At 65.7% G+C, this 13,337-nt stretch carries 4 protein-coding genes; all 4 read right to left on the reverse strand.

Going from position 1 to position 13,337, the window contains the following annotated elements:
• Positions 1–122: 122 nt before the first annotated feature.
• The 4 genes from GBJ34_RS08505 to GBJ34_RS08520 all read right to left on the reverse strand — a co-directional run bounded on the left by GBJ34_RS08505 (position 123) and on the right by GBJ34_RS08520 (position 13,336).
• Positions 123–4,691: a MupA/Atu3671 family FMN-dependent luciferase-like monooxygenase gene (locus GBJ34_RS08505; protein WP_151718842.1), complete on the reverse strand. Its 4,569-nt coding sequence runs from the start codon at positions 4,689–4,691 to the stop codon at positions 123–125.
• A 55-nt stretch (positions 4,692–4,746) separates the two neighbouring features.
• A complete protein-coding gene (locus GBJ34_RS08510; protein WP_151718843.1) occupies positions 4,747–5,742 on the reverse strand; it encodes a glycosyltransferase in 996 nt (331 codons plus the stop codon).
• Entirely contained in the window at positions 5,743–12,132 is a 6,390-nt protein-coding gene (locus GBJ34_RS08515; RefSeq protein ID WP_192931152.1) for a type I polyketide synthase, read from the reverse strand.
• Positions 12,133–12,346: 214 nt separating this feature from the next.
• Positions 12,347–13,336, reverse strand: coding sequence for a glycosyltransferase (locus tag GBJ34_RS08520; protein WP_151718845.1), 990 nt, complete (start codon positions 13,334–13,336; stop codon positions 12,347–12,349).
• Between the last annotated feature and the right edge of the window lies 1 nt (position 13,337).

Raw genomic sequence — 13,337 nt, forward strand, 5'->3', positions numbered from 1 at the left:
CCGCGCGAAAAGATCAGAGCGTCACAAGTATCGGGAAATGCCCCACCACCGTCACCCAACGGCCCAGTATCAGTCTGATCTTCCTGTGAAAGCGTATGGCGGTCCTTTCCAGCGCGATCAGATCAGCCGTCACGGCCAGACCGCAGCGCCCGCCGCCGTGCCATCGCATCCATCCTTGCATCGGCACGGTTGTTGGTGCCAACGGTCTCCGGGGCCAATGCCGGGGCCACCCCTGAAGCCACGGGGGCTGCGCGCACCGGCGCGACTGCAGGCTTCGCGGCATCGCCCAGATGCGCGGCCAGCGCCGACAGCACGGGGAAGCGGAAGATGTCGGTGATCGACAGTTTGGTCAGGCCCAAGCCATCGCGCAATTCCCGATGCGCCTGCACCGCCAGCAGGGAATGCCCGCCCAGCGCAAAGAAATTGTCCTTGGCGCCGACCTTCGGCACGTTCAGCACCTTTTGCCAGACGGCGGCGATCTGCGATTGCAGATCGGTTTCCGGCGCGACATGGGTCACGGGTTCTGCCATTGCCACTTGCGGCGCGGGCAATGCCTTGCGGTCGACCTTGCGGTTCGGCGTGAGGGGAAAGTGATCCAGCCGCACGAAATGCGCGGGCAGCATATGGTCGGGCAGGCTGGCGGCAAGCGCGGGTTTCAACCCGGCCTCGCTGGCGCTGCCGGTGAAATAGGCCACCAGCCGCAAATCGCCCGGCTGATCCTCGCGCGCCAGAACAACCGCCTGCGTGACGCCCGGCTGCTCCTCCAGCCGGCTTTCGATCTCGCCCAGCTCGATCCGGTAGCCGCGCAGCTTCACCTGGAAATCGGCGCGGCCAAGGTAATCCAGCTTGCCGTCCCTGCGCAGACGCACCAGATCGCCGGTGCGATACATGCGCGGCCCCCAGGCACAGGCGCCGTCTTGCACGAAAGGATCGGGCAGGAAGCGTTCCGCCGTCAGATCCTCGCGCTGCCAATAGCCGCGCGTCACGCCATCGCCGCCGATCCACAACTCGCCCGGCGTGCCGGGTGGCACCGGCTGCTGACGATCATCCAGCACATAGACCTGAGTATTGGCGATGGGCGTGCCGATATTCACCACACCTTCGCCCGCGCCCGCTTCCTCCACCGTGGACCAGATCGTGGTCTCGGTCGGGCCATACATGTTCAGAATGCGTGCCTGGGTGACCTTGCGCAGATCGCGCACAAAGGCACCCGGCAGCGCCTCGCCGCCCAGCATCAGGGTCTTCACATCCCCAAGCGCCGCCCCGGCCTCGTCATTCATCAGGATCATCCGCGCCATCGACGGCGTGCATTGCAGATGGCTGACCTTGTGACGGATGATCTGCGCAGCAATCGAATAATCATCGGCTGCCGGTTGCCCGCCCGCATTGGCGCGGCGCAGCACCTCGGCCAGCGGGTAAAGCCCCTCCATCACCACTTCGGGGGCGATGCCGTAATCGATCAGGCAGGCGACCTCGGTCACGCCGATCCGTTTCAGACTTTCCACCCGATCCAGCGCATCCTCGACCGTGCCGAACAGGCCCGAATCCTCAAAGTATCGCTGGAAGGCGAAATCGAGGATCGCATCGTTTTCCTCGGCTGACAGGCTGCGCAGGTCGATATCCATCGGATTGTCGACGCCCGCCGGTTTCTTGAAAGCGGGGAAGGCCCAGGCATATTGCTTCACCAGACCGACGGCTGCGGCCAGATAATCCTTCATCGGCTTTTCCGCCACGCGCCGGGCCTGCTCGCGGTCGCGGCAGACATAGGTGTGCAGCATCAGGGTAACCTTGAAGTTCGCCGGATCATGGCCCGCCTTGCGCAGCGCCGCGTGATAGATCGCGATCTTTTCCGCAACCTCATCCACGCTTTGGCCCAGAAGGTGGGTCAACACATTGGCACCGATCTCGCCCGCCTCGCGCCATGTCGCGGGGTTGCCCGCCGTGGTCACCCAAAGCTCGATCTCTTTCGAAACCGGGCGCGGCTGCGTCACCACACCGAAAGTGCCTGACTTGGTGGGGAAATCGACCGCCTCGCCGCGCCACATCCGGCGCAGCTGGTCAATGCCCTGCAACATCGCCTTCTTGTTGTCGGGCGGGGTGTTTTCCGGGCGCAGCACGAAATCATCCGGCTGCCAGCCCGAGGCGATGGCAAGCCCAGCCCGACCATTGGTCAGATTGTCAATTACCGCCCAATCTTCGGCCACCCGCGCCGGATGGTGCAAGGGCAGCACGACCGATCCCGCCCGCACACCAATACGCTTGGTCACCGCAGCCACCGCAGCCCCGGTCACGCTCGGGTTCGGATAGGGGCCGCCAAAGGCGTGAAAATGCCGCTCCGGCGTCCAGACCGCGCAGAAGCCATGTTCGTCGGCAAAGCGCGCACCATTCAACAGCAACTCGTATTTCTTCGGGCCTGCACCATCGTCATTGCCCCAGTAATAGAGCGAGAACTCCATCCCCTTCGCCGAACCGATGCGGCCATTGGACACCAGCGCGCGGTTCTCATCCGATGTCAGCACCAGCTTGAAGCCGCGCGCCAATGTCCAGAACAGCTCCAGCACGGAAATGTCGAAAGACAGCGAGGTGACCGCCAGCCAGACCGCACCTGCATCACGGTCGATGCGATCATCCATGCCGGTAAAGAAGTTGGCCGCGTTGCGATGTTCGACCATCACGCCCTTGGGCCGCCCCGTGGAGCCCGAGGTGTAGATCATATAGGCCAGATCGGCCCCGGTGACCCCGCTTTGCGGGTCAGTTTCCGGCGCAAGGCCAAGACGGCTATCGGTATCAAGGCACAGGACCTGCGCCTGATGCGCGGGCAGGGCACCCTCCAGCGCGCTTTGCGTCACGATCACCGGGCAGGCCGAATCCTCGATGAACAGCGCGGTGCGCTCGGCAGGGTAGGCCGGGTCCATCGGCACATAGGCCCCGCCCGCCTTGAAGATCGCAAGCGCCCCCACCAGCAGATCAAGCGAGCGGCGACAATGCAGGCCCACCAGCGTGCCGGGGGCCACCCCCATGCCGATCAGCACATGGGCTGCGCGGTTGGCGCGGGCGTTGAGGGCAGCATAGGTCAGGCTTTGGCCTTCAAACACCACCGCCACGGCATCGGGGCTGCGCGCCACCTGCGCCTCAAAGGCCTGATGGATGCAGATATTGGCGTCATAGGATTTTTGCGTGTGGTTCGGGGCGTAAAGCGCGGCTTCACGCTCAACCTCGGTCAGCATCGGCAGGGTTTCCACCAGCGCGTCACCCTTCGCCGCCGCGATAAAGGTGGATAGCCGTGCCGCCATCGCCTCGGCCTCGGGGCGGGGCAGGCGGCTTGCGTCAAAATGCAGCGCCTCGGGGGTCAGCGTGACCACGGTGCCCGGCACTGGCGTGACGTCGATACCGAAGCCCGGGGGCTTCAGCCCAAGCAGACGCCGATCCCGCGCCAGCAGATCCAGTGCAAAGGCCGGATGCGCCTCGGCCTTGGCGATCGCCGCCGCGCTGCGTGCCGCAGCCTCCGGCAAGGGGCCGGACGCCTCGATGCGCAGCGGCACCCAATCCGAGAGAATGCCATGGGTGGAATGCGAGGTGCCAAAGGCCAGATCGGCCTCGGCCTTGCCCGAAAGCCGCAACAGGCCACGCGCCGCCACCGCCAGCGAGGGCACCGCCATGGGGATGGCCTGCCAGAACTCCGGGGCGCTGCTGGCAATGGCCCCCGGCACCTCGGCAGGGTCCAGCGCAAGCAGGGCCTTGCGATAGGCCCCCTCTTGCGCCACCACCGACGCCAGGGCCTGGGTCAGCGCCGCCGCATTGGCCGGGCTGGGCGAGGCCAGCGGATTGGGCAAGCTGTGCCCGGAAACCGGAAATCCCTTCTGACAGGTCAGCCGCGTCAGCCGCACCGCGCCGCTGCCGCAGGCCACCGTCACCGCATCCTCAGCCGCGCTCAGAATCTGCCCCGGCACACCCGTGCCCGCCACGACCTCTGCCCCGCCCGCGACAACATGGCGCCGCCCATCCCAGAGCTTGGCCGTGGTCAGCGGGTTCCAGTAAGTGCCATGATCCAGCGCCCGCACCAGCGCCGCAACCTGCTCGGCGCTTTGGGTGAAGTCGATCCGCCCCGCCGCCGTCGGACGATCCGCGCGCAGATGCAGGCTGCGCTGCGACAGATCCTGCGGCCGCCCCGGCGCGCCGCTTTCCAGCGCCGCCATCAGATCCGGGAAACTGTCCAGCGCCACTTCGAAGCAGCGGGTGTTCAGGGTCAGCGCCGTATCCGTCGCGGCAATCGGGAACAGGCGCTGTACAAGGATGTCACCTTCATCCACACCGCCGCTTATGCGATGCCAGGTGATCCCATGCGCGGCCTCGCCGCCCATGATGGCCCAGACCGGCGCATTCAGCCCGGCATGGCGCGGCAAAGGGCCGTCATGGAAGTTGACCCCACCCCGTGTCGCCCGCGCCAAGGCCGCGTCAGGGATCAGCGACAGATTCGCCACTGACAAAAGCCAGTCCACCGCATCAGGCAGCGCGGCTTCCCAACCCTTTTCCTGTGCGATGACCGTCAACCCGCGCCCGGTGCCCCATGCCGCGACCTCGGGGCTACGGGTGACCAATGCGTCGATCCGGTGGCCACGCGCCAGCCACATCTCGCCGCATTCGCGGGTCAGGCTTTCATTGCCGACAAGCACACAGGAAAACGGGTTCATCATACACTCCTTGCCACCCAGACGGGCAGCGATGCCCCGACAGCCCGGAGCAGACCTAATTCTTGGCGCGGGTTGCCCCCGCCCTGTTCCGTCCGCGCCTGCCCATATGATGCAGGATCAGATCGCGCAGGAAATGCGGCGGATCGCCCCGGTCCTTTCGCTGCACCAGCAGCCGCAAACGCCAGAACGCCCCCCCCGCGACCTGAGCGAGCGTGGCCAGAACAAACCCGATATGCCCGTGGTTTTTGGTAAAATAATGGCGGCGGCTATCCAACCAGAAGGTCGGGATCCGGGTCCAGGTCTTCATGCCCGTGGTCACCGAGCCGATATGGACCACCACGGAGGAGCGCACATAATCGGCCGTCCAGCCCGCGCGCGCGCCGCGCAGGAACAGGTCTGTTTCCTCATAATACAGGAAAAATTCCTCATCAAACAGGCCGATGCGATCCAGCATATCCTGCCGCATCATCACGCTGGCCCCCGCCATCCAGTCGGCGCGGCAGCTTTGATCCGGGATCGGCATCGCCACGATATGGCGCCGCAACAGCCGCGAGATCGGGCCGAAACGGGCGGCCCCCTCCAATTCGCCCAAGGCTGACGGAAACCGGAACACGGTGTGATGCGGCACTCCGTCCTCGCCCTTGATGAAGCTGCCTGCAAAGCCGGTCTGCGGATGCGCCTCCAGGTGGTCATGCAGGCGCAAGATCGCCTCAGGCTCCGGGAAGGCGTCGGAATTCAGCACATAGACGTAATCGGGCCGTGTCCCGCCGGGAAATTCCGGCGGCAGCCCCGCAAGAATCCCGTAATTGTTGCCCGCACCAAAGCCGCCATTGCGCCCCGATTGCAGCACCCGCACCGGCACCACGCCCTTGTCCCAGCCGCGCGCTGCGACCTCGGCCTGCATCGCCTCGAACGAGCCATCGCCGGAATCGTTGTCAACCAGCATGATCGCCCCGGTCACGCCCTGCATCGCGTCCAGCGCCGCCGCGCAGGAGCGCAGCGACATCTCCGGCGTGCGCCAGTTCAGGATGACCGTCAGAACCGTCGCCATCTATTCGGCCGCCTCGCGCAGCGTGGCGTCCTGCGCCTCGATGCCCGCGATCACATCACGCAGGCGGGCGGCCAATACGCGGACATTGGGTTCCAGCACCATACTGTCATGATCGCCCGGCACCTCATGCACGGTCAGCGCCGGGGCAAAGCGGGTCAGGTCATTGTCGGCAAAGACATATTCCTTGGCACCCGACACCCATTGCCCGTTCGACACCTGCCAGCGCAGATCCAGCGGCGGTCGGAACAGCGCGGTCGCCCCCTTGCGCAGCGGCAGGGCATAGATCGGCAGGGCGGCGCGGAAGGCGGCCTCGATCTCGGCATTGTGGAACTGGTGCGCCACCTCGGTCGCGGCTTTGGGGCGGCGTTTCTCTAGCTCCCATGCCCAGCGGGCCTTGGCCCAATCCAGCAGATAGCCCGGGCCGCGCGCCTTCAGCTCGGCCCATTTGATCAGCCCGCGATCCAGCCGCGACAGCGGCGGGCGCATCGGCAGCGGCGTATCGAGCAGGACCAGAAGCGAAACCTCCTCGCCTTCGGCCTCCAGCTGGCGGGCCATTTCCCAAGCGGTCAGGCCACCGCCCGAAAAGCCCCCCAGCAGATAGGGGCCCTGCGGCTGCACCTGACGCAGCTCCGCGATATAGTCACGGGCGGCATCGGGCAGGGTCTGGTGCGGCGCGTCCTCGCCGAACAACCCGCGCGCCTGCAACCCGTAGAACGGGCGATCCCCCCCCAGAAGCTGCGCCAGATGCCGCAGGTTCAGCACATTGCCGAACATACCTGCGACAAGGAAGAACGGCTGCTTGGAGCCACCCGCCCCTTCATGCATCGACACCAGATGGTTGAAACGGCGGGTCGGGGCTGCGGCTTTCGGGGCCGTGCCATCCTGCGGCCCGATGCGCTCCTCAATCAATGCCGCGCAACCGGCAATGGTTGGGGCCTCGAACAAAACCGAGATCGGGAAATCGACGCGAAACGCCTTTTTGACCATGGCAAACAGCCGCACCGCGATCAGGCTATGGCCGCCAAGGGCAAAAAAGTCATCCTCGACGCCCACCTGCCCCACGCCCAGCAGATCCTGCCAGAATCCGACCAGCGTGCGTTCGATGTCATTCCTCGGCTCGACATAATCGCTGTCCAGATCAGGACGGGCGAAGGTCTGGCCCTCAACGCGCGCGGCCTCGACCTGATCGGCCTGACGGATCAACGCGGGCAGATCCAGCGATGATACGATCACCTGCGCGGCACCCGTTGACAGCGCGCGCAGGAAGGCATCCGCCCCTTCCTCGGCCCGGATACCCTGGCCCAGATTGTGCAACAGGCGTTCTTCCTGGGGCGAGGATGCCTTGGCACCCTCAATCACGTCAAATTCCAGATCACGCTCGGCGGGCGGGGCATGGGTAAAGCCCGCATCCAGCTTGCGGATGGTGAAACCTTCGATCTCGGCCAGCACCCGGCCCGTCTCGTCCGCCAGCGTGATGTCAAAGACCGCAACCGGCCCCGCGCCACGATTGGCCGCGGCATTGCGCACCCAGCTGTGCAGGCGTGCGGGCAGCGGCCCCCAGACCCGGACGCGGCCATAGGACACCGGCACCCAGAGGTGATCGGGGCGATAGCCGTCGATCAGCCCCATGGCCCAGCCGGTCGCCAGATCCAGCAATGCCGGATGCATCAGCCAGCCCTGTGCCAGATCGGGCTGCGCCGCCAGCGGCAGGGTCAGCATCGCCAACCCCTCACCCTGACCCAGCGCCATACGATGCAGCACGCGCCAGCGTGACCCGAAGTTCAGATGTTCCTCTTGTGGCGAACGGATGCCGCGCGGGTCTTCCTGCGCAGGCCCCATCCGGGCGGCAATCGCCGCCAGATCCACCGATGCCGCAGGCGTCCGCAGCGGCATCAACCGCCCCTGCGCGTTCAGTGCAAAGCCCTGCCGCCCCCGCATCTCATAGCCGGAACGGATCTCGAACCCGAACCCCTCATCCGAGGGGGTCAGACGCAGGCGCATCTCGCGCGCGGTGCCATCCGCCACGTCCAGCGCGCGGAAGAACATCAGGTCGCGCAATTCGAAATTGCCCCAGCCCTCTTCGGCGGCGGCTTCGGCTGCAATCTCCAGATAGCCGGTGCCGGGGATCAGCGCCGCGCCATCTTTGGTGCGGTGCCCATCCAGGATCCAGGCCTGGGTATCAAGCCGCTTCTCGAACAGCCGCGCGCCGGTCGCATCGAAAGTGGAGCTGTCAAGCATCGGCCGCGCCACCGGCAGCTTCGGCGCGGGCGGGCGGCTGCCATTGCGATCCGCCAAAGCCTCGGCCGCCATGCCGACATCGGCCCAGATACCCCAGTTCAGCGCCAGAACGCGGGTGCGCCCGGACTGACGAGATTGCGCATAGGCGTTCAGGTATTCATTCGCCGCCACATAATCGACTTGCCCCGCAGGCCCGGTCACGGTGGAGGTGGAGGAAAACAGCACCAGAAGATCCAGCTTCCCGTCGGGGAAAAGATCATTCAGCACATGGGTGCCATGCAGCTTGGGCGCAAAGACCTCTTCGACCGCGGCAGGGGATTTGGTCAGCAAGGGGCCGTCATCGACCACGCCCGCCGCATGGATCACCGCCCGGATCGGACCAAAGGCAGCTTCGCCTGAAGCAATGGCCGCGCGCATTTCCTCGGTATTGCAGACATCGGCGCGGGCGACCATCACCTGCGCGCCAAGGCTTTCCAGCCGCTGCACCGCCAAGATGCGCCGCCCGATCGGATCGCCCGCCCCATGACGGGCCAGATGCGCCGCCCATCGGTCGCGGGGCGGAAGATCCCGGCGGGCGATCAGCAGGATCTTCGCCCGCGCCGTCACCGCCAGTTTCTCGGCCAACGTCAGACCAATGCCGCCGAAACCGCCGGTGATCAGTACCGGCGCCCCGTCAGGCAGATCAAGCGCACCAGCCGGTTGCAGCGGCAGCTTCTTCACGCCCCGCTCAAACCGCTTTTCGCCACGCAGGGCGGCGGCACGGTTGCCCGGCTCTGCCAGCAGATCTTCCAACACCTGTGCCGCCAGATGATCCAGCGCCGCCGGATCGGCCTTGGCGCGCCAGCCCTTGGGCCGCACGGGCAGCACCACATCCAGCGCGGCGCAGGTCAGGCCCGGCAATTCGCGCGGCATGACCTTGGCAGGCCCCGCGATGGTGGCCTTTTCCGGATAGGGCAGGCCCTCTTCCTTCACCTGCGCGGCACCCGAGGTCACCACGGTCACATGAATGGGACGCGGCAGATTTTCCGCGACCATCGCCTGGCCCAGGAACATCAGCGCATAGAAGCCCTGTTCGATATTGCGATGGAAGAAGCTGGAACCGGGGCGAAAACTTTCCCGCTCCGTCACCAGCCAGAAATGTGCGATCCGGTCGGGCGCATGGCCCGAGGCCACCAGATCGCGGATCAAGGCGTCATAGCCCTCACGCCCGCGTTCGGGGTTCAGGATAAAGCCGCCCGCGCCATCGGGGGCATAGGCATCGCCCGTGCGCACCGTGGTGACGTGATGACCCGCCGCGCGCAAACCCGCGATGACCGGGCTGGCAAGCCCCGCCTCATCGGCAAAGACCAGCCAGCTATGCAGGGTGGCATCGTCGGATTCGTCCACCGCGCGGGCGCGCCATACCGGCTGCCAGCCCCATTGCGCCAGATCGCCGATCTTCATCGGCAGCGGCTCGGCCTCAACCGCCTGCGGGGCGGCGGGTTCGATGAAATAGGGTTTGCGCTGGAAGGCATAGCCCGGCAGCGGCAGGCGGTTGCGTCGCGCATCGGCCCAGATCTGCGACCAGTCGACCGTGACGCCACAGGCCCAAAGCCGGGCGATGCTGCCCATATGCCAGGCGTCATCCGCAATCTTCTGCTCCGGGTGACGCAGCGCAGGGATCACCTGGCCCCCCGCCACGCCATTGGCCTGCGCCAAAGACGACATCGCGCGGCCCGGCCCCATTTCCATATAGACCCGGCCGGGTTCCTGCATCAGCCAAGCCATGCCCTGCTGGAACAGCACGCTGCCGCGCAGATGCTGCACCCAGTAATCCGGGCTCATGGCCTGTTCCGGGGTCAGCGGCAGCCCGGTCCGGTTGGAGATCACCGGCACTTGCGGCGCATTCAGGCGGATGCCCCGCAGATAGTCGGCAAAGCGGGCCAGAATGGGTTCCAGCATCCGGCTATGCGCGGCAATGTCGATCTGGATGCGCTGCGTCTCGATCTCTTCCGCCGCAAGGTCAGCGGCGAGCGCGGCCAGCGCCGTATCGGGGCCGGAGACCACGCAAAGCCCCGGCGCATTGACCGATGCCATATCCAGATCGCCCGTGAGGCGCGGCCGCAGGCTGGCTTCATCCAGCGGCACCGACAACATGCCGCCCGGCGGCACGGTATCGAACAACTGCCCGCGCAGATGGACAAGGCCGATGCAATCCTCGAACGACATGACGCCCGCCAGACAGGCGGCGGTGTTCTCGCCCATGGAGTGGCCGATCAGCGCGGCGGGGGTCACGCCCCAGGCCTCATAGGTCTTCGCCAGCGCATATTCGGTGATCATGATCAGCGGCAGCTGCACCGAGGGGCGCTTCAGCCGCTCCGCCGCCGCAGCCTCGGCCCCCGGTTCGGGCAGCCAAAGCGCGCGAATGTCATAGTCGAGCTTCGGTTGCAGGATCGCCAGGCCGCGATCCATCCAGTCGCGGAAATCCGGCTCGGTCTCGTACAGATCGCGCGCCATGCCCGCATATTGCGCGCCGCCGCCGGGGAACATGAATATGACCTCGGGGTCATCGCCCAGCCAGTCATGGCTGAACACCCGGCGGGGGTCTTTGCCTTCCAGCAGATCGGCGGCCTCGGCATGGCTCGCAGCCACCAGAACCCGGCGCTTTTCGAACGCGCGGCGGCCTTCCTTCAGCGTATAGGCCACATCGGCCAGCGGCTGTTCCGGGTGCGCACGCAGATGCGCGGCAAGGCGCACCGCCTGCCCGTCCAGTGCCGCCTTGGATTTGGCAGAAATCACCAATGGCTGGAACGGCCAGAGGCTGTCTTCGGATGCCGGGCGCAAGGGCGCCTCTTGCAGCACGGCATGGGCATTGGTGCCCCCCACGCCAAGGCTGTTGACGCCCGCGCGGCGGGGATGGGCGGATGCCGCCCATTCCGTCAGCCGGTCATTCACCCGGAAGGGCGAGGTCTCGAAATCAATCGCGGGGTTCGGGGCCTCATAGCCCAAGGTCGGCGGGATCTCGCGGTGATGCAGCGACAGCGCCACTTTGATGAGGCTTGCAACCCCCGCGGCCGTATCCAGATGGCCGATATTGGTCTTCACGCTGCCGATGCGGCAGGTGCCCACGCTTTGCGCGCTTTCGGCAAAGCCCTGGGTCAGCGCCGCCACCTCGATCGGGTCGCCCAAATAGGTGCCGGTGCCATGGCATTCGACATAGTCCACCGTGTCAGATGTGACGCCCGCCATCGCCTGCGCCTCGGCGATGCAGCGCGCTTGCCCCTCGACCGATGGGGCCAGATATCCGGCCTTGGCCGCCCCGTCATTATTGACGGCAGAGCCTTTCAGGATCGCCCAGATATGATCGCCATCGCGGATCGCATCGACCGCCCGGCGCAGCACCACGCAGCCCGCACCAGAGCCAAAGACGGTGCCCTGCGCGCGGTGATCGAAGGCATGGCAATGGCCATCGGGCGACAGGATCTCGCCCTCATTGAAGACATAGCCCCGGCCATGCGGCAGCTCGATGGTGACGCCGCCAGCCAGCGCCATGTCGCATTCGCCGTTCAGCAGGGCCTGCGTCGCGTAATGCACCGCAACAAGGCTGGTGGAACAGGCGGTCTGCACATTGATCGACGGCCCCTTGAGGTCGAAGATATGGCTGACGCGGGTCGCCAGAAAATCCTTGTCATTGCCGGTATGGCGCAACAGGAACATGCCGGTGTTTTCAACCAGATCGCGGTTGGAACACAGGTTGAAATAGAAATACGACCCCATGCCGCAGCCGGCATAGACGCCAATTGGCCCCTTGAAGCCCTCAGGCGTATGGCCCGCATTCTCCAACGCCTCCCAGGCCACTTCCATGAACTGGCGATGCTGCGGGTCAAGGATCGCGGCCTCTTTCGGGGAAAAGCCGAAGAAGTCCGCATCGAAATGCGCAAAGTCATCCAGGATTGCGGCTGCGGGCACATAATTGCGGTGGCGCATCTTGGCGGGTGCCTCGCCATTGGCCAGAAGCTCGGCCTCGGACAGATGGCGGATGCTCTCGACGCCTGCGCGCAGATTTTCCCAATAGTCAACAATCGACGCCGCACCGGGCAGATGCGCCGCCATGCCAACAATGGCGATATCCGTTTCCGCGATCTCCGCGGGCTGCACCAGCCGATCGGTCATATCAATCCGTCACATTGCCAAATCAAAACGCAACAGCACCGCAGCGCCTGCATAGAGGCACCTGCAATCCACTCTTACTTAGGCGATTTTATCGTAAAGAGGACGGCAACGATACCCGAGGGGGAATGCGCGCGTGATCATCCCCCCGACCGGGACAATGCCACATCTTCGCCACATTCCCGCCCCAATGCCCGCCGGAATGCGGCAAAGGGCCCTACCAATGCCCGGCGCCGGTGCCCCGAGCCATGCGGATTTGCGCCATGACATAAACAATCAGATCAAACCCAAAGCCCGCGCAAAGCAGCAAAATTCCCTTTGGCGTCAAGAGCCTTGCCCGGTCGCGCAACAGATTCTGGCTGCGCTTGGTCAGGAAATGCAGTGGCACATAGCCATCGGGCCAGCGCGGCAGCCGGGCACGGATCACATCGCCCAGCCATCCGGGTTGCGCCGCCGCTTGCTGCAAGGCCCCGGCGCGGGCAGGCGCAGGCAGCGCCCGGATTGTTTCAAACAACGCCATATTGATGGCCGAGCCGATGACGATCCGCACCTGATGCCGGATCAGCGCCGGGATGCTGCGCTCCGATTCGTAGATATGCCAGATATCGCCACCATCGATGCGCGACAGGTCTTCCGGCACGGTCAGCGTATCGGTCAGCACCATGGCGCGCAGAAAGCCATCCTCGACCGGCAGGCCGACCGGCATCCAATGCGCCCGCGCCCGCGCGGCAGGCATCGCGTAAAGCTGGCCGCAAATCGCCTTGCGCCAATCATCCAGCGTGCCGCCCGCCATGGCGATCAAGCGGTCCTGCCAGCCAAGGCCATCGGGACGCGCCACGATATCCTTCACGGGGCGGGAATTCATCACATGCAGTCCGGGCTGCGCCTGCAAGCCCTCCACCAGACGGCGCAGCGCATCCGCCTCGGGCAGCGCGATATCGGCATCGGCAAAGATCAGGATATCGGCGTCGGCGCGTGACAGATCGTGGACAAAGCGGTTCCATGTCCGGCTTTTGCCGCCATCAGGCAGGTCGGCCACCTCGGCACCCGCAGCGCGGGCCAGATCGGCGGTTCGGTCGGTGCAGCCATTGGCCAGCACAAGGATGCGCACGTCAAAGGCCCCCATGTCCTGCGTCAGCAGGCCCGCGACCATGCCACCGATGCCCGCCGCCTCATTATGGGCGAAAACCCCGATATCGACCTTCATG

Source organism: Gemmobacter serpentinus (assembly GCF_008973825.1).
GTDB classification, from domain to species: Bacteria; Pseudomonadota; Alphaproteobacteria; order Rhodobacterales; family Rhodobacteraceae; genus Gemmobacter; species Gemmobacter serpentinus.

Excerpts from the sequence above, each read along its gene's own strand:
- GBJ34_RS08515 (WP_192931152.1), bottom strand. The coding sequence starts at position 12,132 with ATGACCGATCGGCTGGTGCAGCCCGCGGAGATCGCGGAAACGGATATC.
- GBJ34_RS08510 (WP_151718843.1), bottom strand. The coding sequence starts at position 5,742 with ATGGCGACGGTTCTGACGGTCATCCTGAACTGGCGCACGCCGGAGATG.
- GBJ34_RS08520 (WP_151718845.1), bottom strand. The coding sequence starts at position 13,336 with ATGAAGGTCGATATCGGGGTTTTCGCCCATAATGAGGCGGCGGGCATC.
- GBJ34_RS08505 (WP_151718842.1), bottom strand. The coding sequence starts at position 4,691 with ATGAACCCGTTTTCCTGTGTGCTTGTCGGCAATGAAAGCCTGACCCGC.